Source organism: Bacillus songklensis, from assembly GCF_042649685.1.
GTDB lineage: Bacteria > Bacillota > Bacilli > Bacillales > Bacillaceae_H > Bacillus_BA > Bacillus_BA songklensis.
In genome coordinates, this window is the sequence record NZ_JBHRZT010000032.1 from 129,390 (window position 1) to 152,502 (window position 23,113).

At 40.2% G+C, this 23,113-nt stretch carries 22 protein-coding genes and 1 pseudogene; 17 read left to right on the forward strand and 6 right to left on the reverse strand.

Going from position 1 to position 23,113, the window contains the following annotated elements; translation table 11 throughout:
- Positions 1–6: 6 nt before the first annotated feature.
- Entirely contained in the window at positions 7–771 is a 765-nt protein-coding gene (locus ACFOU2_RS08570; protein ID WP_377914163.1) for a phosphosulfolactate synthase, read from the reverse strand.
- Positions 768–1,463: a 2-phosphosulfolactate phosphatase gene (locus tag ACFOU2_RS08575; RefSeq protein ID WP_377914165.1), complete on the reverse strand. Its 696-nt coding sequence runs from the start codon at positions 1,461–1,463 to the stop codon at positions 768–770. The genes ACFOU2_RS08570 and ACFOU2_RS08575 overlap by 4 nt, the downstream gene beginning before the upstream one ends.
- 287 nt (positions 1,464–1,750) lie before the next feature.
- On the opposite strand from ACFOU2_RS08575, the gene ACFOU2_RS08580 reads away from it, so the two are divergent.
- The 3 genes from ACFOU2_RS08580 to cysC are packed head-to-tail and all read left to right on the forward strand — an operon-like array spanning position 1,751 to position 4,270.
- The gene (locus ACFOU2_RS08580; protein ID WP_377914167.1) at positions 1,751–2,464 is read left to right on the forward strand and encodes a phosphoadenylyl-sulfate reductase; all 714 of its coding nucleotides are present in this window, start codon (positions 1,751–1,753) and stop codon (positions 2,462–2,464) included.
- A gap of 48 nt (positions 2,465–2,512) precedes the next feature.
- Positions 2,513–3,649, forward strand: coding sequence for a sulfate adenylyltransferase (gene sat / locus ACFOU2_RS08585; protein WP_377914170.1), 1,137 nt, complete (start codon positions 2,513–2,515; stop codon positions 3,647–3,649).
- A 24-nt stretch (positions 3,650–3,673) separates the two neighbouring features.
- On the forward strand, positions 3,674–4,270 hold the full coding sequence (gene cysC / locus ACFOU2_RS08590) for an adenylyl-sulfate kinase (RefSeq protein ID WP_377914172.1): 597 nt from the start codon (positions 3,674–3,676) through the stop codon (positions 4,268–4,270).
- Between the two features lie 288 nt (positions 4,271–4,558).
- Here cysC and ACFOU2_RS08595 read toward each other — a convergent pair whose 3' ends face one another.
- Positions 4,559–5,020 carry a hypothetical protein gene (locus ACFOU2_RS08595; RefSeq protein WP_377914174.1) on the reverse strand — a complete coding sequence of 154 codons (462 nt, stop codon included), beginning with the start codon at positions 5,018–5,020 and terminating at the stop codon, positions 4,559–4,561.
- Between the two features lie 279 nt (positions 5,021–5,299).
- Here ACFOU2_RS08595 and ACFOU2_RS08600 point away from each other — a divergent pair, with 279 nt between their 5' ends.
- The 9 genes from ACFOU2_RS08600 to ACFOU2_RS08640 all read left to right on the forward strand — a co-directional run bounded on the left by ACFOU2_RS08600 (position 5,300) and on the right by ACFOU2_RS08640 (position 16,001).
- The gene (locus ACFOU2_RS08600; protein WP_377914176.1) at positions 5,300–6,646 is read left to right on the forward strand and encodes a spore germination protein; all 1,347 of its coding nucleotides are present in this window, start codon (positions 5,300–5,302) and stop codon (positions 6,644–6,646) included.
- Entirely contained in the window at positions 6,643–7,737 is a 1,095-nt protein-coding gene (locus tag ACFOU2_RS08605; protein ID WP_377914178.1) for a GerAB/ArcD/ProY family transporter, read from the forward strand. The genes ACFOU2_RS08600 and ACFOU2_RS08605 overlap by 4 nt, the downstream gene beginning before the upstream one ends.
- Positions 7,734–8,867, forward strand: a complete 1,134-nt coding sequence (locus tag ACFOU2_RS08610; protein ID WP_377914180.1) for a Ger(x)C family spore germination protein — start codon at positions 7,734–7,736, stop codon at positions 8,865–8,867. The genes ACFOU2_RS08605 and ACFOU2_RS08610 overlap by 4 nt, the downstream gene beginning before the upstream one ends.
- Positions 8,868–9,059: 192 nt before the next feature.
- A complete protein-coding gene (locus ACFOU2_RS08615) occupies positions 9,060–9,551 on the forward strand; it encodes a substrate-binding domain-containing protein (RefSeq protein ID WP_377914182.1) in 492 nt (163 codons plus the stop codon).
- A 1-nt stretch (position 9,552) separates the two neighbouring features.
- Positions 9,553–10,989: a sensor histidine kinase gene (locus tag ACFOU2_RS08620; RefSeq protein ID WP_377914184.1), complete on the forward strand. Its 1,437-nt coding sequence runs from the start codon at positions 9,553–9,555 to the stop codon at positions 10,987–10,989.
- Positions 10,986–12,407, forward strand: a complete 1,422-nt coding sequence (locus ACFOU2_RS08625) for a response regulator (protein ID WP_377914186.1) — start codon at positions 10,986–10,988, stop codon at positions 12,405–12,407. Before ACFOU2_RS08620 ends, ACFOU2_RS08625 begins: the two co-directional genes overlap by 4 nt.
- Before the next feature lie 320 nt (positions 12,408–12,727).
- The gene (locus ACFOU2_RS08630) at positions 12,728–13,963 is read left to right on the forward strand and encodes an ABC transporter substrate-binding protein (protein WP_377914290.1); all 1,236 of its coding nucleotides are present in this window, start codon (positions 12,728–12,730) and stop codon (positions 13,961–13,963) included.
- A 242-nt stretch (positions 13,964–14,205) separates the two neighbouring features.
- Positions 14,206–15,180, forward strand: a complete 975-nt coding sequence (locus tag ACFOU2_RS08635; RefSeq protein WP_377914188.1) for a carbohydrate ABC transporter permease — start codon at positions 14,206–14,208, stop codon at positions 15,178–15,180.
- Complete coding sequence (locus tag ACFOU2_RS08640) at positions 15,180–16,001, forward strand: carbohydrate ABC transporter permease (protein WP_377914190.1); 822 nt, start codon at positions 15,180–15,182, stop codon at positions 15,999–16,001. Before ACFOU2_RS08635 ends, ACFOU2_RS08640 begins: the two co-directional genes overlap by 1 nt.
- 171 nt (positions 16,002–16,172) lie before the next feature.
- Here ACFOU2_RS08640 and ACFOU2_RS08645 read toward each other — a convergent pair.
- A pseudogene (locus tag ACFOU2_RS08645) lies at positions 16,173–16,283 on the reverse strand (hypothetical protein); the annotation flags it as partial.
- Between the two features lie 252 nt (positions 16,284–16,535).
- Here ACFOU2_RS08645 and ACFOU2_RS08650 point away from each other — a divergent pair.
- From ACFOU2_RS08650 to ACFOU2_RS08665, 4 genes are all read left to right on the forward strand, one after another.
- Positions 16,536–17,057 carry an acyl-CoA thioesterase gene (locus tag ACFOU2_RS08650; RefSeq protein ID WP_377914192.1) on the forward strand — a complete coding sequence of 174 codons (522 nt, stop codon included), beginning with the start codon at positions 16,536–16,538 and terminating at the stop codon, positions 17,055–17,057.
- Positions 17,058–17,207: 150 nt separating this feature from the next.
- Positions 17,208–18,479 (forward strand): LysM peptidoglycan-binding domain-containing protein, encoded by a 1,272-nt coding sequence (locus ACFOU2_RS08655; RefSeq protein ID WP_377914194.1) that lies wholly within the window; start codon positions 17,208–17,210, stop codon positions 18,477–18,479.
- Positions 18,480–18,621: 142 nt separating this feature from the next.
- Entirely contained in the window at positions 18,622–19,290 is a 669-nt protein-coding gene (locus tag ACFOU2_RS08660; protein ID WP_377914196.1) for an SOS response-associated peptidase, read from the forward strand.
- A gap of 169 nt (positions 19,291–19,459) precedes the next feature.
- Complete coding sequence (locus ACFOU2_RS08665; RefSeq protein WP_377914198.1) at positions 19,460–19,657, forward strand: IDEAL domain-containing protein; 198 nt, start codon at positions 19,460–19,462, stop codon at positions 19,655–19,657.
- A gap of 201 nt (positions 19,658–19,858) precedes the next feature.
- On the opposite strand, the gene ACFOU2_RS08670 is transcribed toward ACFOU2_RS08665, so the two are convergent.
- Positions 19,859–20,626 (reverse strand): hypothetical protein, encoded by a 768-nt coding sequence (locus ACFOU2_RS08670; RefSeq protein WP_377914200.1) that lies wholly within the window; start codon positions 20,624–20,626, stop codon positions 19,859–19,861.
- Between the two features lie 345 nt (positions 20,627–20,971).
- On the opposite strand from ACFOU2_RS08670, the gene ACFOU2_RS08675 reads away from it, so the two are divergent.
- Positions 20,972–21,793 carry a uroporphyrinogen-III synthase gene (locus ACFOU2_RS08675; protein ID WP_377914202.1) on the forward strand — a complete coding sequence of 274 codons (822 nt, stop codon included), beginning with the start codon at positions 20,972–20,974 and terminating at the stop codon, positions 21,791–21,793.
- A gap of 133 nt (positions 21,794–21,926) precedes the next feature.
- Here the strand turns inward: ACFOU2_RS08675 and ACFOU2_RS08680 are convergent, their stop codons facing one another.
- A complete protein-coding gene (locus tag ACFOU2_RS08680) occupies positions 21,927–22,889 on the reverse strand; it encodes a D-2-hydroxyacid dehydrogenase (RefSeq protein WP_377914204.1) in 963 nt (320 codons plus the stop codon).
- Positions 22,890–23,113: the final 224 nt, after the last annotated feature.

Consider the following 23,113-nt stretch of genomic DNA (forward strand, 5'->3'; position numbering starts at 1 on the left):
CTCTCCCTATTCAAATAAATGGAACGTGTCTGAACGCAGACCCAGCCTCAATGTTTCTAGAGGGAGAGCTTGTGTAAAGGCAATATTGGCGAGATTGACTTCAGAACCAACCATTTCTATGAAGCATGTTTGCATCTTTTTGGTCGGAGCCTCGAATATAATGTCGTGTAAATCAATACTTGATGAGACAATTTCCTCAACCAATTGAAAGCGCATCTCTCCATCGGCATTGCATACTCCGCTTGTTCCGCTTTCCCTCGCCTCAGTGATGACCTTTTCGGCCCCGGCTTCAAGATCTTCCTGAATAAACTCAATCCATTGGGATGAATGCTGCCTTATAGACTTTTCGCTATCCTTGCTCCCAACCTCGCTCAATACACGAAACTCAGTTGAAAAATCGTAGATAAAGGAAGCTTTTTCTTTATTGGGTAAATCAATGGTGCCATTGGAAATTTCGATATATTTACAATCATATTTTTTGCAATATTTATAGAAATCCTCGATTTTATCTTGACTTAAAAACTTCTCAAATAATGTTCCGCCAAAAAAGAATTCAACTTCGTTTTCCTGCAGACAAGCTATTTTTTCCTCCAGGTGCTTTGTAATGATTGATGTTCCCCAGCCGAATTTCACAAAGTCGATAAAGTCGGCGGCACTGTTAATGGTATCCTTAAAAAAGTTTAAAGGTACTCCATTGTCAATTAAAATAGTGATTCCATATTTCCTTGGCTTTGCCTGCCTTAATGGCAGTTTAAGTCCAGAAGTAATCATATCTCAAGCCTCTCAATCGTTGGGATTACATTTGATTTATTCACTTTCATTACAAAACCGCCGTTTAGTTCACGAGTACAAAATGAAATATCTTTACAATCAAATTCGGGCTTGCTTGCATCAAAGAACTTTTGGGCAACTTGAGAGGCTCTAATCCTTTCCGCTACATCATTTGCTGTCAACACTTCCCTTTCTTCAATGATGCCCTTCATGTATTCAGCACATGCTAAATCGTCATCACTCGTTGGGTGGGAGGCGATGATGTTAATCTGAAGCTCTTTTCCTGGAGACTTGGCTGTATCCCTAATATGACTTGCCGTTGTTCTGGCATTTGAGAAGCCAGTAACAAATACGGCATTGGCATTTAAAGAATGTAATGTGGCCTTTACACCGTTTGTTGTTTTTTGAACGAGTGTCCGATCTTCAATCCTTTGACTTGCGATACGATTTGGAGAATTATCTAAATCAAAACCCTCAATCGCGAGGCCTTTCACCTCCCCGGCTAAAAGATAGTGCGGATGCATGTCTTTTAACTTAAAAGCTTCATCCACCGTTCCAACGAGCAAAATTTCCTTTGCACCGTTTAGAAAGGCATAGTGGGCAACGGTAAAAGCCCGGATGACATCAATAACAATATTAATATCTGAGGGCTCCAACTGATGGTCATTGCCTTGATAGATTTTGACAGTCATAAAGATCTCTCCTAAATTATGCTGGTCGTTTACCCATTTTTTTGTGGTCATGAAAAGTATATTCGCAAGTTTTGGGTAAGGTTCCTGGCTTTTTTATTCAATCATTTGCTGAAATTGTGCATTTTCAGAGAACCCTTTTAACGAAGTGTGAATAGTCTGCCTATAGGTTTTAACCTATCTTGCAAGATGATTCCTTTGTCTACCAGTCTGGAGGTGGAACATAGGGGTGCTTGCCATGTTCAATGGCATGCGTGAAATATACAGTATAGGGAAGTGAGGGGCAGTAGATGGGAAGTGTTTTGACATACGAGAGATGGGACTTCGGTCTCTCGGAACGGTTGATGAGTCAAATGAAGCATTGTATAGATGTTATTAAATGGGCTTATAGTGAGTACGGGGATAAGATTGTTTATGCTTGCAGCTTTGGCGCCGAGGGCGTAGTATTGGTCGACTTAATATCAAAAGTTAATAAGAAAGCCAAAATTGTTTTTTTGGACACTGAACTTCATTTTAAAGAAACATATGACCTTATCGATAAAATAAAGCGTAAATATCCGAGCCTGAATATCCAATTGGTTAAGCCGAGTGTAAGCCTGGAAGAACAAGCGAAGCTTTACGGCAGTGAATTGTGGAAGTACAATCCAAATTATTGTTGTTACCTGCGTAAAATTGCCCCTTTAACAGAGCAGCTTTCTGGAATGGAAGCCTGGATGACGGGACTTAGACGGGATCAATCATCTACGAGGAGTCACCTCAAGTTTATCAATAAAGATGACAGATTTAAATTGGTCAAGGTTTGTCCGATCATTGATTGGACATGGGAAGATGTATGGAATTATATCAGGATAAACGATCTTCCTTATAACGAATTGCATGATCGTCATTATCCAAGTATCGGCTGTGAAATGTGCACGCTCCCAACAACTGAAGCAGCGGGCTTAAGGGCGGGAAGATGGGCACATAGCGAAAAAACTGAATGTGGTCTGCATCAGGTACGATAGGAATTGTTAACGAACGAGAGTAAAACAAATAGTTGGAGGTAAAAAAACGTGAAAGCAAGTCAGCCCCATGGAGGGATTTTAGTTAATCGAATCGATCATGAAGGTTCAGTTGATTCGTGTAAATATGAAGTGGAATTGGATAATATAGCACTTAGTGACTTGGAGCTAATCGCAATAGGGGGATACAGCCCGTTAATCGGTTTTCTTGACAAAGAGAACTATCATACTGTTGTCAAAGAGATGAGACTTGCTAACGGTCTTCCATGGAGTATACCCATTACGTTACCTGTAAATGAGGATACAGCAAGTAAAATCGATATCGGAGATAAAGTTAAACTTGTAAGGGAGCAGGTTGTGTATGGGGTTATGACGGTTACGGACATGTATGTGCCAGACAAACAGAGAGAAGCCGCACTTGTTTACCAAACAACAGATCTTGCTCATCCAGGAGTAAAAAAACTCTTTGAGCGCCCGAATGTTTATTTAGCAGGGCCCATCACCCTCATTCGCCGTCCCCAAAAGGAAAAATTTGAACAATATTATTTAGACCCAAGCGAAACAAGGGAGAAATTTAAACAACTAGGCTGGAATACGATTGTAGGTTTTCAAACCCGCAATCCTGTCCACCGTGCCCATGAATATATCCAAAAATCCGCTCTAGAAATAGTCGACGGTTTATTTCTCAACCCGCTTGTCGGCGAGACAAAGTCTGATGATGTACCAAGCGATGTTAGAATGGAGAGCTATCAGGTTTTATTGAATCATTATTATCCGAAAGACCGTGTGTTTTTGTCCGTGTTTCCTGCGGCCATGCGCTATGCCGGTCCTCGTGAGGCCATTTTTCATGCTCTTGTCCGAAAAAATTATGGCTGCACACATTTCATTGTCGGACGTGACCATGCCGGGGTAGGAGATTATTATGGAACTTATGATTCCCAAAAAATATTCAGCAACTTTACAGAAGAAGAGATTGGAATTAAAACACTATTTTTTGAGCATAGCTTTTATTGCACAAAATGCGGGAACATGGGGTCCGCCAAAACATGCCCCCACGATAAAAAAGAGCATATCGTTTTATCAGGCACAAAGGTTAGGGAAATGCTGCGAAATGGTGAAATGCCCCCAAAAGAATTCAGTCGCCCCGAAGTGGCAAAAGTATTAATCAAAGGAATGCGCAACAATTAAGTCAATCGGGAGTGAGAGGGAAAGATGACTAAAAGCATTGTATGGCATCATTCAACGATTACAAAGGCCGACAGGCAGCGGTTGAATCAGCATAAAAGCTGTGTTCTCTGGTTTACCGGCTTATCGGGGTCGGGAAAATCGACTTTAGCTAATGAAATAGATAGGAGACTGTATCACTTGGGGATAAGGAGCTATATTTTAGACGGTGATAATGTTCGTCACGGCCTAAGTAAAGACCTTGGATTCGGCAAGAAAGACCGAATCGAAAATATTAGAAGGATAGGAGAAGTCGCAAAGCTTTTTGTGGACAGTGGACAAATTGTATCGACCGCTTTTATCTCTCCGTTTCGCAAAGATCGAGATCAAATAAGAAAATTGTTTCCAGCCGGTGAATTTATTGAAATTTACGTGAACTGTCCGCTGAATATATGTGAAAAACGCGATCCTAAAGGCTTATATCATAAAGCAAGAAGGGGGGAAATCCGCGAATTTACCGGGATTGACTCACCATATGAAATACCTGCCAATCCCGAATTAATGATTGAAACCAATAAGTATTCAATCAATAAAGCGGCAGAAATGGTGATTGATTATTTAAGAAAAAAAGAATTTATTCAATGACATAAAAGGGGACGCCCCGAAACGACAAGATACACGTGTTTTTCGATTACCCGATAAAAGAATCGTCATGAAGAATCCAGGAAAACCAAGGATTTTCTTGACGATTCTTTTTGATTTAAGAACTTATTTTATGGTGAAGGGCTTCTTTAAAAAGTAAGTATTCGGAGATGTCCAGCTCCACGAGCCAGTCCCTACGGCCATTTCGCTTCTTCCTGCGGAACCAAAAAAACGGTTCCTTCTCAGAACCTCCAATGTCCTATGGGCCTAAACGGGCTCGTTCCGCTTTTCTTATTGATGTGTATGGGGATGGTTACCTTCCTGGGCTTTTACGATGTTTCCAATTTCCTCTAATAAATAGCGAATGTCTGCCCCTTCTGTAAGGTTAATTTTTATTTCCTTTAGTGCTAGCTTCTTTACCTTGGCCATTATATCTTCTTTAGAATCGCTATCTTTATCCTCACTTTCTTTAGAATCTTTTTCTTTGTCCTCGCTTTCTTTAGAGTCATCTTCTTTCACTAATTGTTTGTTCCCGTGGCGATCTAAAATCCAAAAAATATAATTCAAATTGGGATTTTCCTCAGGAAAAGTAAAGAAGATTACAAAATGAATATCAAAATAGTCATCAAAGTACTGGAGTATTCCCCTGAGATAGTTATCTTCATTTTTGGTGGAAGATAGGGAAACACGGTAATCGTTTTTTAATCCTATTTGTTCGATTTCATCTAGAATGTACTCAATAAATAGCTTCATTTTTTCACTCCTTTCCCTTAGTCTTCCATCCTTTTTTGTTTTCATTAATTTTATTAAAAAAAGAGAATGGCAATTGTTATGTTTAACTAATGAACCTTTGGGCACTACTAATCCATATATGTACATATAAACGATGACAACAGGCCGCTTGCCGGTTTCAAGCAGTTGAACAGCTGTAAAGGTCAAGTAAGGGACAAGGAAATACATGGGAATGCTTTTCAATCAAAGCGATCCTTTCATATCCTAACAAAAAGAATATCAGAAATTGAGGTTGAAAGTATGAATTCCGTGGAAGAAACAAGACATTGGCTTGTTGAACAACTAAAGCCAACTTTTGATGTTGTTGAACAGGAATTAAAGGCAAAGGAAAAGGAATGTGTTTTTCTATTTATCAAAACTCTCACGAATAACCAGGAAATTCAGCTGAATTTCATTAAGCCGTTCTTTGAAATTCAAACGACAGAAGACTTTATTTCTTATCTCAGGTCGATGCCTAATGGCCAAGAGATAGAATCAGACGAGCAAGTGTTGAAGGACTTGACAAAAGGATCACTGGCCATTTTTACAAAGAAAGAAATTTTCCTATTTGATGTAAAAGAAGTTAAGAATAATACCATTTTAACCGCAGCAGTTGAAACGACGATCCAAGGTCCACAAATGGCTTTAAGTGAAAGCGTTCAGATAAATATGAACTTGATACGGCATCGCTACCATCAGCCTAACCTGACATTTGAAATAAGCGAAATAGGTGAGAAAAGTAAACAAAATCTTGTTCTTATATATGATAAAGATGAAGTAAACAGCGCCGTCCTTGAAAGAATCAAAAGGGAGCTGCCGCAAATTAACAGGCCCATCATTCAAGCGGCAGGGGAGTTGCACCGCTTGTTTAATGGAAGAAGGCTGGCTTTATTTCCTACGATGATGATTACGGAACGTCCGGATCGTATTATATACAATATTGCCCAGGGGAAGGTCATTATTTTACTTGATGGGAATCCATTTGCTTTAATGGCTCCAGCTGTTTTTTTCGATTTTATGAGTTCGATGGATGATGTGTATCAATCATATTGGGTTTCCAAGTTTCTTAAGGCTCTTCGCTATTTAGGCTTGTTTATTAGTTTGATTTTGCCGGGGATGTATGTAGGAATTACGTCTTTTAACCCGGAGGTCTTTGAACCCCAGCTCGCCTTATCTGTCGCGGCGAGCAGGGCAGGCGTACCTTACCCGTCTTATATGGAAGTTTTGTTCATGCTCATCGCGATGGAGCTGCTCGTAGAAGCGAGTATAAGGCTGCCTAAAACGATTAGCGGAACGGCCACGACTGTTGGAGGGCTGATTTTAGGCACAGCCGCCACAGAAGCAGCGCTCGTTTCAAATATCATGATCATCATCGTTGCAGCAGTTGCCATTTCGAACTTCGCCATCCCGATTAATGAGATGAGTTTCTCCATGAGGGTCATGAAATATGTATTATTGCTGATAGCCACACTCTCGGGTCTTGTCGGATTACTTTTAGGTTTAATCGGATTGATCTTTTATCTCGTTAACCAGAATAGTTTTGGAGAGCCTTATTTAAAGATTTTCTGGCAGAAGAAAGAAGATGAAACTAAAGGGGTATCACAATGAACCGTTATTATTACTATCTTGTGGCAGTGAACATGTTGGTCAATATCATTGTGTTTATACCGAAGATTTTATTAAATGAGAGAAAGAGCGGCGCTGTAATGGCCATCGTTTTAGCCATTTTCATTGCCCTGTTTCTTCTGTATTGCTACACAAACCTGATGAATCAATTTCCTGGAAAAGGATTACCCGAGCTGTTAAAAGAGAATACAGCAAAGTGGTTCTATACAGTTACCATTTTTCTTCACGGGATCATGTGGTTTATAGCCGGTTTGATTACGTTAATTGGATTTACTGACCTGATCAAACGGTTTATGAATCCCGATATGCCGCAGACAATGATTGTGATCGTATTTCTGGCTTTTATTACATATGCGGCTTTGTTGGACAGCAAAAAGGTTCTTTACTCGATTGAGATCATTTTGTTGCTCAGTATGCCGCTCATCGTGGTGATTTTTATAAAGGCATATACAAGTGAGAGCTTGAACTGGGACTTCGTTCGGCTGCCCTTGACGTATTATTACAAGCTTCCTGATTACACTACGATTTCTGCCTGTGCCTATACCTTTCAGGGCTTTTTAAATATAAGCATCTTTAACAGGGTGTTTACAAAGAAACAAGTGCTGAAAGGGAACATGCTAATTGGAATTGGTCTTTTCGGACTGGTCACTTTATTTACGACAATGTTTATTCCGATCGGGTTTCAAGGGTTCCAGGGAGTGGGGGATTTAGTTTTTCCATGGATTGTAACGAGCGATTCGATGCGCATGCAATTTATCTTTGTCGAACGAGTACTCTATATTTTTCTTCTGCTGTTCGTCGGCTTATCCATCATAAACATCGTCATTCATTGGCATGTTGCAGTCGAATACTTTAAATGCATTTTTACGTTCAAAAAGCTGGAATGGAAGGGGAGAAACTTGTCTGATTATGTGATTTTTTTGGCCTTTTGGGTGCTTACTCTCACCATCGCGAATTATTTGACGGAATACCAGGCATTAAAGTATACAATGATCTGGCTCAACTTTTTAATCCCTTTTAACCTGTTTGGTATCGCCATATTATGGTACTTTATGCGGAGGGCGAAAGCATGAATGATAAAGGAAGGAAAGTAAAAAAGAACATCGCTCTTTTATGTGTAATGCTTTTCATTATGGTCCTTGCCTGCAGCGCCTGCAATGGTTTTAAAGACATTGATAGGCGTATCTTTGTAGTGGGAATCGGAGTGGACAAATCAAAGGAAAAAAATAAAGCTTACAGAGTGACGTTGAAGTTGGCCAATCCAAGTGCTGATAATAAGAGTGGCGAAGGACCAAAATATACTTATTTATCGCAAGACGCGGAAAATATCTCAGAAGCTGTCCGGACCATGAAATCCAGAACCGATAAAGAATTGGATTTTGGGCATGCCAAAACGATTGTTCTCAGTGATGGGATTGTAGCAGGAAATCTAAGGAAAACGATCGACTGGTTTATCCGAAGACGAGACATCCAGCAGATTTCTTGGGTAAGTATTGGAAGAACGTCTGCAGAAAAGGTTTTAAAAGCAGAGCTTAAGTCGGAAAAACTGCCTGGTGATGCCTTGATTAATCCGTTTGATGAGACTGGGACAGAATCCCCATACATTGTGACAACCTTTTTGTTTGATTTAAGAAGGAGACTGGCGGATGACGGGATTGATCCCATCCTTCCTATCATAGAGTATAATAAAAACGAAAAGTTGTTTGAAATTAATAAATCGGCAGTCATCAATAATGGTGGACAGCCGTTGAGTTTAGGTCCGGATGAAACAAAATATTTCAATGCACTATCTAATCGCTTTACGAATATAGACATAAAGGTAAAGCAAAATGATTTAAACTTTACGATGTTTGTTATTTCATTGAAGGCGAAATACAAAATTTTCACTCCTGATAACGAACAGCCGGTTCTCAGGATGAATGTCGAAATGGATGGACTTATTGAGGAATCTCAAACTGATCTGCCGATGGAAAATATGGAGACTTATACGAGAGCAGCCAGCAAGGAAGCAAGAAAACGCATTATGGAATTTTTGCGTTTGCTCCAAATACGAGGGATTGATCCGCTGGGATTTGGCCTTAGGTACCAGGCAACAAGAGTCAGCCGTGAAGACAAGTATCAACAATGGCTGGAGATTTATCCTATTATTCGCTTTGATGTAAATGTGAAGGCAAACGTTAAGAGCACAGGAACCGTTGAGTGATGGGGTTAAATGCAGAGATGATTATATGGAGGGTGTCCCAAGTACAAAAACCGTACTTTTGGGACACCCTCCTGCGATGATCCGTCATTAACAATCCAATCATAAAATTCTAATTATTTTCAATCGTTTTTCTATTCAAATAATTGCATTTCCGCTAAGATGAAAATAAAACGCTTTCAAAGAGGGGATGTTATGATCATTCTAGGCATTGTAACAGGACGATTTGATTCCTCCAACCAGCGGCAGAGGGTAGAGGGGTTCAAGGATGCAATTAATAAGGAAAAAAGAATCAAATTGGTTGACATAAAAGAATCCCATATCACAAAAAACGGAGCTGTACAGGCGGCCTATAATTTGTTGAGAGAGAATCCTTACTTAACGGCATTTTACGGAACAAGCGCCCTTGATGGAATAGGGGTCGATCAAGCTGTCAAACAGTTTCCATACAAACCAAAACCTTATATTGTCGTGTTTGACACATTGCCTGAAACTCTAAGCTTAGTCCAGGAGGGTTCGATTGATGCAACGATTTCGCAATATCCATATGAAATGGGTTATGAGGCGGTCGAGGTTCTTCTGAAGCTGAAAAAAGGTGAACATCCGAATGTCTTGCAGCATACCGACACGATGGTAATCAGTCCCAATCAATTGCCGATAACGCCAGCGGTTGGAAAGGAGCTGTAAAATGAAGACGATTCGAAGCAAACTGCTCCTCTATTTTTTCACGTTTGTCGTTCTCTTTAATATTGTATCTGTGTCCATTTATTTTAGCAGTCGTTCTTTCCTATCAGAGTACGATGAGAGTTTCGCCAGGTTTTTACTTCTCAATCAAATCTCCCAAACATCCAACCTGCTATATGAAAAAGCAAATGAATATGTAGTGGAAAAGAACGAATCGCATATCAAGGAGTTTCATAAAATCCGCCGTGAGCTCGAGAATCAAGTAGAGCATCTGAAGGAAGATCAAAACGGCCTGGAAACTGTAAAGCTTCAAAAATACACACATATGATCGAAAACCTCGTTCAGGAATGCGAAATGGCGGTCGGCTTTGTCATAAGGGACGATATTGCCCAATATACGAGGCATTTGAATGAGGCAAGGAATATCTCATTATATTTGCAAGAGACCATTCTTTCGCTCATCGACCTGGAGCTGACAGACTATCAATCTTTCTATGCCAATATGGAACAGAGAAATGAATCATTTAAATGGTTTACGTTCTTTTTGTTTAACACTACGGTGCTGCTCGCCATCTTTTTTGCTTTATGGTTTTCAAGGGGAATCAATCGCCCCATCCAAATACTCTCAAAAGCTGCTCATGAAATTTCAACAGGCCGATTTGACGGGGCGGAATTAAAAATCGAATCCAACGATGAACTAAAGCTGCTCGGCCATACTTTCAACACCATGCGAAGCAGTATCCGTCAATATATTGCCGAAATCGAAGAGAAATCGGAGCTTGATAGACTGCTAAAGGAATTGGAATTAAGGCATCTTCAAAACCAAATCAATCCCCATTTTCTATTTAACACGCTTAATACGATTTCAAGAATGGCGTATTTAGAGGATGCAGACGAGACATCCCGTTTGATTCAATCTGTTTCAGCTCTGTTGCGGTACAGCCTGAATGATTTAAAAAAGAGTGTACGCCTAAAAGAAGAGGTCCAAGTCGTGACAGAGTATTTTTATATCCAACAAACACGTTTTGCCGATCGAATCCGTTTTTTTAGGGAAATCGATGAAGCGTGTTTAGACGTTGAAATCCCGAGTCTCACACTGCAGCCGCTTGTCGAAAATGCCTTCATCCATGGAGTGGAACATATGGAGGAAGGCGGTGAAATCTCGCTCATTATTTATAAACAAGATTTAAGTGTGATAGTTGAAATCAAGGATAACGGCAAAGGAATATCCGCCAATCAAATTCAATCACTGTTTCAACAAGTGACAGAAGAGCTGCAAAGAGAACATACAGGGCATTCGACAGGGCTGGGGGTTCCAAATGTCATCCGCCGTTTACAGCTTTTTTATCAATATGAGCATGTCGTGGAAATCGATTCTTTTCCAAATCAAGGAACGACAGTGAGACTCATCATACCGGTGAAGGAGGAATTTGCGGGATGAAAATGGTCATTGCAGACGATGAAATGATTGAAAGGAAAGCAATGAAAAAATTTTTAGAGGAGAAATTCCCTGAAATTGAGGCGGCCGGAGAAGCATCAAATGGCCGAAGAGCGATTGAACTGGCAGATGAGCTTCTTCCTGATATGATGATCATGGATATTAATATGCCGGGGATTAATGGACTTGAAGCAATTAAAACGATCCGGCGGCGTCATCCTTCTATAAAGTTTATCCTCGTGTCTGCTTATGATTCGTTTGAATATGCCAAGGAAGCCATGAAAGAGGGGGTAAAAGAATACATATTGAAGCCGAGTGCAAAGGAAGAAACAATAGAAGCCGTCACAAGGGTATGGAAGGAAATCAAGGAAGAAAAGAGTGAGAAGAAGAGGAATGATGATTCTCTTCATATCATGGCAAAGGAAAATTTTCTCCTGAAGCTGCTTCAAAATCAAGGGAACGAAGGGCTCATCCGCATGCAAAAGCAGCTCTACCCGAAGATGAAAAGCGGATATTTCATGGTCATAGAAGGGGCTTTTGTTCCGCAGCTTGAAGAAATTGAGCTTTTCTTGAAGCAGCATTCTCCTTTTTCCTTTTTAATTACGACTCAGCAACCGCATATGATTGTTTTTTTAGTAAGTGAGACGAGAAATTTGAAGCCTGCGGCACTGAATTTGGCGAGGAAACTGACGTACGCGTATGAAGGGAGAATTTGGGCAGGTATCGGCAATGCCTATCCTTCACTAAAAGACTTTTACAAATCATATCAAGAGGCGCTGCAAGCCTTACGAATTTTAAGGAAAGACAAGCAGGCCCATTACGGGTTTCTTTCTGCCGAAAAGGACTCCAAGGTGATGGATGAAGATGAATTGCGGCAGCATCTGCTAATGGGGGACTTTGCATCTAGTTGGCAAATCATCCAACAATATTTATATGAGATGAATAAAATCCATCAACTAGAATTGTCGATCAAAATAAGAGGATGGCTTGAGACCGAAGGGATAGAGATGGGGGATTTGCATGTACCGACAAATCTTTCTGAATGGAAGCATTTCATTCAATATTCATGCCTATGCATCCAGCAGGTTTTAGAAGCATATGCACCAATCAAGAGGGCCCAAGGATATATTCAATCCCATTATCATGAAGGAATCACTCTTGAACAGGTGGCTGACTATGTCGAACTCAGTCCAACCTATTTCACTAAGCTGTTTAAGGAAATGACCGGAAAAACGTTTATTGATTACGTTACGGATATAAGGCTTTCAAGAGCGAAAACTCTTTTGCGGCGAAATCGATATAGCTTAAAGGAGATTAGCTTTATGGTTGGCTACAAGGATCCCAATTATTTTAGTAGAGTTTTCAAGAAGCAATTTAAATTATCACCAAGGCAGTTTCAAAAAGAAATCCTAAAAAAATGAAGAAATACTATCTCTTTTCCAAGTAATACAACAGTTGAATCATAAAAGATTAAATCGAAAGCAGGTTCATTGTAAATAACGTTACGATTGATCGAAAAAATATAGGCTAAACCCAAAACAGGGCTTTAAGAATGGAAGGGGACTTCATCCTTTTTCTATGGAACAACAAAAAAGTGAAGAAATTCCTAAAAAAGTACAGAAAATTATTCCTTTTTACATGTCATTCCTTCTTTATAATAAAAATTGTAAGCGTTATCGATAAGGGGGATGAAAAGTTGAAAAGGGGTCTATGGCTGTCAATTTTACTGGTATTTTCATTCATGCTTTCCGCTTGCAGCGGCTCGCAGTCGAGTTCAGGGGGAGAGGGAGAGAAAAAAGGGGAGGGAAAACTTGAAATTTTCAGCTGGTGGACGGGTGCCGGTGAAGAGGATGGATTAAAAGCGCTGATTAAGCTTTTTGAAGAAAAGCATCCTGATGTGCCGATTGAGAATGCGGCAGTAGCCGGCGGTGCAGGGACGAATGCTAAAGCGGTCCTGGCAAGCCGTATGCAGGGGGATGATCCGCCGGCAACATTCCAGGTTCACGGCGGTGCTGAATTGAATGAGGGCTGGGTAGCAGCCGGGAAAATGGAGCCGCTAAATGATTTATATAAGCAAGAGGGATGGAACGACAAGTTTCCGCAAGACTTGATCGACATGGTCAGCAAGGATGGAAACATTTATTCCGTACCTGTGAACATCCATCGCGGGAACGTCTTATGGTACAACAAAAAAGTATTTGAAGAAAACGGGGTGAAGCCTCCCGCTACTTTTGAAGAGTTTTTTGAAGTTGCAGAACAGCTAAAAGAAAAAGGGATTACGCCATTGGCTTTGGGGGATAAAGAGCCTTGGACAGCCACGCATCTATTCGAGACAGTATTACTGGGGAAACTTGGTGCTGAAGATTACACAAAACTTTGGAAAGGCGAGCTTCCGCTTGATGATGCAAGAGTGGTAGATGCAGTTGAAACATTTAAGAAAATGTTAGGCTATATCAATGAAGATCACAGCTCACGCAACTGGCAGGATGCTTCCCAATTAGTGGCAGATGGAAAAGCGGCCATGAATGTAATGGGTGACTGGGCAAAAGGTTATTTTGTAAATGACCTGAAATTAAAAGTAAATGAAGACTTTGGCTATATTACAACACCTGGAACGGAAGGACAGTTCATGGTCATTACTGACACATTTGGCCTTCCAAAAGGTGTGGAAAATTCTGAAGATGTGAAGAAATTCCTTTCTGTATTGGGATCAGTGGAAGGTCAAGATGCATTTAACCCGTTAAAAGGATCCATTCCTGCCCGTATTGATGCAGACGTTTCCAAATACGACCAGTACGGAAAAGATACGATTGAAGATTTTAAAGAAGCGAAATTGGCGGCAAGTTTAGCGCATGGTTCAGCAGCCCCCGAAGGATTTGTAACGAAAGTCAACCAGGCCATCAATATCTTTGTTACGCAGAAGGATGCTAAGCAATTTGTCGATACCTTAAAATCAGCTTCTTCAGAATTAAAATAACATACATCATTTGACATGGATAAAGAGCATCCATATCAAGTGATTGACGCACAAGCGCCGGCGCTAAGGGTTCTTGTCAGCCACTTATGCGAGAACCTTTGAAAACTTCTTCAAGATGAGAGAACAGAGGGTCCATAGCATAAAAATCAAAAGGCGATGTAAAAAACTAAGCGGGATTCATAAAGAAAAGAGGTTGAGGATAGTCTCTTCCTCTTTTTTATTAATCAAAAGGGGTGAAAAAGATGGAACGTGTCTTAGCAACGGAATCGGAAACAGCCAGAGCTCCGGTCGGCTTATCCAGAAAGAAGCGAAAATTAACGAGTGACCATATGCTTGCCATTGCCTTTATTTTACCTTCTATTCTTTTAATGGCGATTTTCGTATATGGGTTTATCAGCTGGACGGGATACGTGTCATTAAGCAACTGGAATTCGCTTGTCCCTGATTTTTCATTTGCTGGATTAAAAAATTATCTCTTCTTATTTGGAGATTTCCGTTTTCAAGCTGATTTACGAAACACCCTCGTATTTACTGCTTTATTTATAGTGACTGTCATTGTCATAGGACAATTTATCGCCATTTTATTAGATCAGAAAATCAAGGCAGAATCGCTTTTTCGAAATATTTTCTTTTTCCCGATGGCTTTATCTTTCGTTGTGACAGGGGTTGTTTGGCAATGGCTGTTGAACCCGTCGACCGGAGTGAATCTTTTTTTGGGAAAAATAGGGCTTGAATCAATGTGGTACACGGATACGAATATTTGGGCCGGGTTTAAATGGGGGGAAATCGAATTTGGTGTTCCAATTGCCATCATCGCGGTAGTGATTGCGGCAGTATGGCAGATGACAGGTTTTGCAGTTGCCATGTATTTGGCGGGACTTAGAGGGATTCCGGATGAAATCAGAGAAGCTGCACGCATGGATGGGGCAACAGAGTTTCAAGTTTATCGTAAAATTATTCTCCCCTTGCTTCGACCGATTACAGTAAGTGTCGTCATTATTATGGCTCATATCTCACTGAAAATTTTTGATTTGATATATGCGATGACCGGACCGGGCGCGAATTTCGTAACAGATGTTCCGGGGGTTTACATGTTCGAGACGACCTTCCGCGGGAACTATTATGGGAATGGTGCGGCAATCGCCATTATCATGCTTTTATCTGTTGCCATTTTCATTGTTCCTTATCTCATTTCTAGTCGAAAGGGTGAATCATAATGGCGATCAGGACCTTAACGAAGCCCCTCTTATATGTTCTCTTAATTGCACTAAGCCTATTCTTCCTTATGCCGGTTTACGTCATCATTGCGACAAGCTTGAAGCCGTTAGATCAAGTAACCTTAAGTGAAATGTGGAAGCTTCCGGCAACACTGGATTTCAGCAGCTATTCAACTGCTTTTACGAAGCTTGCTCCAAATTTGATGAATTCACTTTATCTCGTGATTCCTGCAACCCTTTTATCCGCGTTATTAGGGGCATTAAATGGTTATGTATTATCGAAATGGAAGTTTAAAGGGGCAGATACGGTTTTTACGTTGATTTTGTTTGGGATGTTTATCCCCTATCAAAGTATTTTAATACCAATGATTCAATTTTTGCGTGAAATTGGTTTATATAACACGATTGCCGGTCTTGTATTTGTCCATGTTGTCTATGGAATTCCGATTACGACATTAATGTTCCGAAACTTTTATTCTAGTATCCCCGATGAAATGATTGAATCAGCCAGGATTGATGGGGCAGGATTTTTACGGATTTTCCGGTATATTATGATTCCGCTTTCCATTACGGGATTTGTAGTGGTGGCAATTTGGCAATTCACAAACATTTGGAATGAATTTTTATTTGCGGTTACCATCACAACTTCGGACCAGCAGCCGATCATGGTCGCTCTCCAAAATTTGTCCGGAAGTCAGATTGTCCAATGGAACGTCCAAATGGCAGGGGCTCTTCTTGCAGCACTCCCTACATTGCTCGTTTATATCTTTTTAGGAAAATTCTTCGTGAAAGGATTGTTGGCAGGATCGGTGAAAGGCTGAAAATATAAATCATTTGACATAGGCAAAAACCGCCCATGTCAAATGATTTACGCATAAGCCTGATGTAGCAAAGAGTCATAACATGATGAGAAGGTCGTCTGCGGTTAAGCAAGGAGTCTTCCGCTATTTAAAAAGAAGTACTCATGTTGTGATTCCAAACCAGGAAGAAGAGCGAGGTTCAGTCAGGGGAGTATTCGATGCCTTGACAGCCGACAGTACAGCGGCAGGCGAGACGGCACCTGTTCCTTGTATATCATCGTTAAACGTGCAAATCTTTATCCTTTTAAATCAAAACGGCTAATCGTTCACCTTTTTTCGGCGCATCTTCTCCGTTGGTGACAATTGATGTATTCATGAGTAATTCATCTCATTCCATTCATTAAATTTCCGCTCAACCATTTTTTTCATGATATTGTTCTCCATGAAATGATGGAAGATAACATGTATGAGATTACACGGCATGGACCATAATGGAGTGTATTGGAAATATATATCAAAACTTCTCTTTTTTGTTTGGAAAAGGAGTGACAAAAGATGGAAGCATTACCATGTCGTGTGTCCCGTATCATTACAACAGAGCATGTGTTTCCCAACAATCTAAATAATCATCAGACGTTGTTTGGCGGTCATATTGTAGCACAGATGGATATGGCAGCCTCTATTTCTGCAACAAGACATGCACGAAAATTGTGTGTGACAGCCTCAATTGATCACGTAGATTTTTTAGGTCCGGTTACCGAGGTGGATTACATTTCATATGAATCGTTTGTGGTGTTAACAGGGAAAACATCCTTGATTGTGTTTGTAAAAGCCGTGGCAGAAAACTTATTTTCCGGTGACAGGAGAATTGCAGCCACTTCATTTCTTACATTTGTGGCACTTGAAAACGGGAAACCGGTACCTGTTCCTGCCGTGCTTCCCGAAACAGAGGAGGAGCTGGCGTTACATCATCTTGCTAAAAAACGAAAAGAGAAAATAGGGGATAAAATTGAACAAAGTAAGGTTTTAGCGCGTATTTTGACTTCAGAACGAAAAGCGCCCACAGATTTAATATAAAGCCAAAAAAGAAGACTGTGCCGGTCTTCTTTTTTGGCTTTATTTAAGAACCGCTTTTTTTGCAAAGTTTCTTATAACAAGGAAGTAATATAAGTTTAGTATTCGCCATAAATTGGTTTTAAAAGCCAAACGTCAAGAAGGTGAGACTAAATGCCCGTTCACGTTGTTCAAGCAGGAGAATCATTATGGGGAATTTCGCGTAGGTATGGTACTTCCATTGAGAACATTGTCAGGATCAATGGATTAGAGTCTGCCGGTCTAATAGTGCCCGGGCTGGCACTATACATTCCAGACCAAGGGCTCCCGGTCCGTTATTACCAGGTGCGTCCCGGCGATACACTATGGGGTTTAGCACAACGTTTTAACACAAGTCTTCAAAGCATTTTGACAGCCAATCCAGGAATGGACCCTAATCGGCTATATGTCGGTCAACGAATTCGAATTCCCTCCCCTACTAAATTGAGAATGGAGACACTCGGATTCATCATCCCTTATTCGGCTGAAAGTTTTCTTCCCATATTGAATGAAATTGCAGGGAATCTTACCTACCTAGCAATCGTAGCGTATTCCTTTACAACAGAAGGCAATGTAGTTGCCGAATTAAATGACACCACGATCATATCCCGCAGTAAACAGTTAAACGTCATTCCGCTATTAACTGTTCGCAATTTTACAGCAGAAGGTTTCAGTGCAGAATTGGCGGGACAAGTACTTGGGAATGCAACATTTCGCCGAAATTTGGTACAAAGCATTACGAATACCGTAAAACAAAAAGGCTATGGAGGGGTCAGCATTGATTTTGAATTTGTTCCGCCGCCAAGACGGAATGATTTCAATACTTTTCTCCGGGAATTAAAAAATGCCCTCGGGCAATTAATCCTTCATGTGAATGTACACGCGAAAACCAAGGACATCCCTACAAATCCGATCATAGGTGCTTATGACTATAGAATGATAGGGGAAATTGCCGATATTGTGGCGGTTATGACCATCGATTACGGATATCCAACCGGCCCTCCTAATCCCATATCGCCTGCTGATTGGATGGAACAGGTCATCCAGTATTCCGTCAGCTTGATCAATCCTAGAAAACTCCAAGCCGCTTTTCCTTTATATGGGTATGATTGGACAACGACTGATACATCACAATATGTAACAAGGGCTCTCACGGTTTTGGCTGCTCAAAATCTTGCAATCTCAACCGGAGCGACCATCCGATACAACACGACTTTCCAATCCCCATGGTACCTGTATTGGAGAGGAAGCGAAAAGCATACCGTATGGTTTGAAGATATCAGGAGCTATATTGCAAAATATAGGTTGATCGACCTTTATCAGTTGCTGGGGGTAACTTATTGGCAGCTTAGTTTTCCATCACCCCAGAATTGGGCTTATGTGGAGAGAAATTTTACGGTTGTTTAAGCAAGTATATATAAAGGTAATTTGGAAGGGAAAAGGGAGATTTCACCTCTTAAGAAGAAAATAGGACGACTTTTAGAAACTGATATAGCTGAAGGTTTAGTGTCTGTATTTGGTGTGAACAATAAAAGAAGAGGTGATTAACATGTGTGGAAGGTTTTCGTTAATAGTGGATTTACCAACTTTGCAGCATACATTCAATTTTGAAATGAATGAGGAGCTTTCTCCCCGCTACAATATCGCACCAGGCCAAAACATCTTAACCGTTTTATCGAGAGGTGAGAAGCGAGCAGGGATTCCGATGCGTTGGGGATTGGTTCCATTTTGGGCGGATGACCCGAAAATCGGGTACAAAATGATCAATGCCAGAGCCGAAACGGTTGATGAGAAGGCGAGCTTTAAAATGCCGTTTCAGCGCCAGCGCTGTTTGATTTTGGCTGATGGATTTTACGAGTGGAAGAAGGAAGGGAAAGAAAAACAGCCGTACCGGTTTCACCTAAGGAATGGAAAACCATTTGCGTTTGCGGGTCTTTGGTCCAAGTGGACAAAACAAGGGGAGCCGCTGTATACATGCACCATCATTACGACGAAACCAAATGAAGTAACCCGTGAGGTGCATGAGCGGATGCCGGTCATTCTTCCAGACGACACTTATAACATGTGGCTGAATCTTGAGGTGTCGGATACAGAGTTTCTTAAGTCTTTATTGCTGCCGTATCCGGCGGAGGAGATGGAGGTGTATCCTGTTTCCACTCTGGTCAATTCACCAAAAAACGATATGGCGGAGATATTGTCGCCTTTAAATAGTTTGTAGCAAAACCTTCTTATTCATTGGGGAGGTTTTTGTATGTTCCAAAAAATCAATGTGTCATTTTAAGCGGCAAACCAGTTATGAAACAAAATTCCTAAAATCCCAAAAAATATTAATTGAATAATCTGAAATTTCTGTTATAATAGAAAAAAGGACAAGGAGTTGGTTTCAGATGGAAAAGAAATTGCTTAATGGACCACAACAACCTGAAGTAAACATCATGGATTCTCTATTTGCAGAAATGGTATTAGATAAGGCCATTTATGATTTCCAAAAAAATCAAATCCAAAAAGAAATCGACCAGTCGTTACGAGATGGAAACAAGAAAGAATTTTTACGATTAACAGAGAAATTAAAGAATATTTCTTAAATCGGTTTAATGTACATCGAGATGATTTTAAGATAGAATGGATGAACCTATATGATGAAAGGGAGGAGGTAAATACTTCTTCCTTTTTTATTTTATATAAGTTCCGATTAATAAATCGACATTTGAAGATTATTAATTCGTTGTCGTACTTTCTGGGGAGCCGCTTGAACCCACTCGACAAATATATGTTTCTAAAAATGCTCATTTAAAGATATTATCTATAATTTGCAAAAGAGGAATAAGATTAAAAGATGTACCTGTTGATTTGTTTAAGTAATCGGCAATAATCTCTGTATTTAGATTGCCGCCTTCTCTTCCCATTCCATACAATGAAGAATCTAACATAAGTCCTCTGTCATTCCCAATATTTAGGAATTCCACAGAATTAGAGTAAGCTAGTTGGTTGTTATTATGCGTGTGCAAACCTAATTTAATGGATTTGTTTAAGTTCTGGTCTACAAGATGATATAAGCGTTCTACGTCCTCATTATTCATTGTCCCCAAAGTATCTACAATGTAAAAAGCGAAAGGATTTAATTGATTTGTTAAGTTAATAAGATCTAATAACTCCTGATCTTTGTACGAACTAGTAACCATTGGCTGAATACAAACCTTATACCCTTTTTCCATTAAATCGCTGGCACATTTTATCGCTTGTTTATAATGCTTTTTGGAAAAAGCCAATCTAATACCGTCGAGACAGCCTTTAGTGTTATTTTTATGTGGAATTTCTTCAAAAGGCAATTCAGGTTTATAATCTATCATCAAAAACAATTGACTATTTACTATCTCTGGGGAGACATCACTCATTATATCTTCGAAGGAGTTTATTGAAGAAAAGCGCGTTGAATGTTCATTTCTGATTCCATTTAATTCGAGATAACCACATTCGATAATATCGATTTTGGCCTTTTCTAAAGATTTAATGATCTCTAAAATTTGATCCCTTCCAAAAAGCCAGTTATTCATATAACCTCCATCTCGCAACGTACAATCTAATAACTTAATGTTCGTTATCATGTAAAGAGACTCTCCCTTTTCATTCCGGATTAAAAATATATATAAATCCATTTTCATTTTTCGACATCAGCTTTGGCTCTTTAAGCTACTTATAGTTAGTTTTTCTGTCTTTGCATCTTGAATAGGATTTTCAATGTAGATCTATATATAAATTTTAGAACGATTTCTAATATAATACAACAAACGTGTTAGATAAGTTCCACATAACATACCGACGTGTTTAAAAAGGGCTCTTTATGGTAAAATAAAAGACTGATATAAACATTCTAAACATGATGGAAAGAGGGAAGAAAAATGGGGAAACCATTGGCGGGGAAGCGTATTGTGATTGCCGGCTCGCGTAAAACCGATGAAATGAGCACACTCATTGAAAAACAAGGAGGGATTTCGGTTGTCCGTCCTCTGCAAGGAACCGTATTTTTGGCGGATAAGCAAGTCGAGCCGGACTTACGGCGATTTGTTCAAGAGGGAGCGGACTGGGTTATTTTTACCACCGGAATCGGAACGGAAACTCTTTTGGATTTAGCGGGGAAACTGGGGATCCGGGATCGCTTTTTAAGTGTAATCCGTCAGGCGAAGGTAGCTTCACGAGGGTATAAAACTTATTCTGCTCTGAAGAAGCTGGACATTAAACCAGTCGCGGTAGATGAGGATGGGACAACCCGCGGATTAGTTCGTTCCTTGGAGGATCAGGATTTCTCAGGAAAGCGTGTAATGGTACAGCTTCATGGTGAGACAGCGCCAACATTGATTAAATTTCTTGAAGACAGGGGAGCGTCCATCTTACAGCTTCTTCCTTACCAGCATATTGCTCCTGAACGACAGACGGTTGAAACATTATGCCAAGAACTGCTGGGCCACAAGGTGGATGCCGTATGTTTTACAACAGCCATTCAAGTTCGTTCCCTTTTTGATTTTGCAAAGGAACAGGGATACATAAATGACCTTTTACATTGTTTTAAAGAAAAGACGCTAGCTGCAGCGGTTGGAAAAGTTACCGCGGAGGCTTTAACAGAAGAAGGAGTCGAGCGGTTGGTCGTTCCTGAAAATGAACGAATGGGAGCGATGATCATAGAGATTTCCCGTTATTATGAAAACCATCTTGAGAGCAAATAATTTCAACCATTGTACTTCTTAAAAGTTTAGGCTTCAGGGGAATAGAATGTTATTCATTTATGTGTGAATGAATAAACAGACAAAGAAAACAAATACCCATTCTAGAGATTGGATAGAATGGGGTGTTTGTTTTTTAATAACCTTTTACATAATCAACTAGGTTAATCACAGGTTCTGCTCCTTGAATGTAGTGTTTCAGGTTTGGGATGAAAATATCTTGGATGATTCTTTTGTCATAATATTCTGTCGAGCCGGCTGTATGAGGAGTGATGATGACATTTTCTAAATTCCACCATGGACTGTCTTTGGATAATGGTTCCTTTTCAAATACATCTAATCCAGCCCCGGCAATTTGTTGTTCATTCAAAGCTTTCATCAATTCCTCTTCTGCAACAATTTCGCCGCGGCCAATATTAATAAGGAATGACGATGACTTCATGAGATTGAACTGTTGTGTACCAAACAGATGATAAGTTTCTTTGGTGAGGGGCAAGGTAATCACCACATAGTCACATAGCGGAAGAATGGTATTTAATTGTTCAGGTTTGTACATTTCATCTATGTATTCTTCCGGATTTCCAGAACGGCGCAATCCGATTACTTTCATTCCAAAGGCTTTCGCGATTTTAGCTGTTTCTTTCCCGATTGCCCCTACACCGATGATGCCAACCGTTTTTCCGTGTATTTCAAGCTTTAAATTGCCATGATTCCACGTTTTACTAAGCTGGTTTCTGACATATGTGTGGATGTTTCTCGTTAATGCAAGCATTAAAGCAAAAATGGTTTCGGAGATTGGATAAGCATGAACACCGCTGGCATTTGTTAAGAAAATCTTTTGTGCCGCCATTTCATCCAACGGTAAACCATTCACGCCAGAACTCCAGCTTTGCACCCAGCGAAGATTGGACTCTTTATCGATGCAATGATGAGTGATTTCTTTTTTCCAGCCGACAATAATCTCAGCCTCTTTTAAATGATTTAGCCATACGGAACGTTTCTTGCCTGCGATTATCTCCCAATCAGGTATGATGTCGTTAATTTCTTGGCGATAGGCTTGATCAATATTATAGGTAATAATGAGTTTTCTTTTTGGCATCATGTAACCTCCATTTCAATTTTATTTTATCACAACATACAGAAAAATTAGATTATTATACATTGATGGGCAGTAGGCCCCCCACTGATGGCAGTTTCCTTTATTATGCATGCATAGCCGAAAGGAATAGGAAAACGGGTCTGCTGCCGAAAGCTGATCAAACATGGATATACCAACATTGCCGCTCTAAAGCAAAGAGAAAAAAACCCCTTTCTCATTTAAGA

Coding starts and splice junctions, on each gene's coding strand:
- ACFOU2_RS08620 (WP_377914184.1), top strand. CDS start 9,553: ATGAAGACGATTCGAAGCAAACTGCTCCTCTATTTTTTCACGTTTGTC.
- ACFOU2_RS08680 (WP_377914204.1), bottom strand. CDS start 22,889: ATGCCAAAAAGAAAACTCATTATTACCTATAATATTGATCAAGCCTAT.
- ACFOU2_RS08670 (WP_377914200.1), bottom strand. CDS start 20,626: ATGAATAACTGGCTTTTTGGAAGGGATCAAATTTTAGAGATCATTAAA.
- ACFOU2_RS08630 (WP_377914290.1), top strand. CDS start 12,728: ATGCTTTCCGCTTGCAGCGGCTCGCAGTCGAGTTCAGGGGGAGAGGGA.
- ACFOU2_RS08665 (WP_377914198.1), top strand. CDS start 19,460: ATGGAAAAGAAATTGCTTAATGGACCACAACAACCTGAAGTAAACATC.
- cysC (WP_377914172.1), top strand. CDS start 3,674: ATGACTAAAAGCATTGTATGGCATCATTCAACGATTACAAAGGCCGAC.
- ACFOU2_RS08675 (WP_377914202.1), top strand. CDS start 20,972: ATGGGGAAACCATTGGCGGGGAAGCGTATTGTGATTGCCGGCTCGCGT.
- ACFOU2_RS08655 (WP_377914194.1), top strand. CDS start 17,208: ATGCCCGTTCACGTTGTTCAAGCAGGAGAATCATTATGGGGAATTTCG.
- ACFOU2_RS08595 (WP_377914174.1), bottom strand. CDS start 5,020: ATGAAGCTATTTATTGAGTACATTCTAGATGAAATCGAACAAATAGGA.
- ACFOU2_RS08570 (WP_377914163.1), bottom strand. CDS start 771: ATGATTACTTCTGGACTTAAACTGCCATTAAGGCAGGCAAAGCCAAGG.
- ACFOU2_RS08660 (WP_377914196.1), top strand. CDS start 18,622: ATGTGTGGAAGGTTTTCGTTAATAGTGGATTTACCAACTTTGCAGCAT.
- ACFOU2_RS08650 (WP_377914192.1), top strand. CDS start 16,536: ATGGAAGCATTACCATGTCGTGTGTCCCGTATCATTACAACAGAGCAT.
- ACFOU2_RS08635 (WP_377914188.1), top strand. CDS start 14,206: ATGGAACGTGTCTTAGCAACGGAATCGGAAACAGCCAGAGCTCCGGTC.
- ACFOU2_RS08605 (WP_377914178.1), top strand. CDS start 6,643: ATGAACCGTTATTATTACTATCTTGTGGCAGTGAACATGTTGGTCAAT.
- ACFOU2_RS08610 (WP_377914180.1), top strand. CDS start 7,734: ATGAATGATAAAGGAAGGAAAGTAAAAAAGAACATCGCTCTTTTATGT.
- ACFOU2_RS08600 (WP_377914176.1), top strand. CDS start 5,300: ATGAATTCCGTGGAAGAAACAAGACATTGGCTTGTTGAACAACTAAAG.
- ACFOU2_RS08640 (WP_377914190.1), top strand. CDS start 15,180: ATGGCGATCAGGACCTTAACGAAGCCCCTCTTATATGTTCTCTTAATT.
- ACFOU2_RS08615 (WP_377914182.1), top strand. CDS start 9,060: ATGATCATTCTAGGCATTGTAACAGGACGATTTGATTCCTCCAACCAG.
- ACFOU2_RS08575 (WP_377914165.1), bottom strand. CDS start 1,463: ATGACTGTCAAAATCTATCAAGGCAATGACCATCAGTTGGAGCCCTCA.
- ACFOU2_RS08580 (WP_377914167.1), top strand. CDS start 1,751: ATGGGAAGTGTTTTGACATACGAGAGATGGGACTTCGGTCTCTCGGAA.
- ACFOU2_RS08625 (WP_377914186.1), top strand. CDS start 10,986: ATGAAAATGGTCATTGCAGACGATGAAATGATTGAAAGGAAAGCAATG.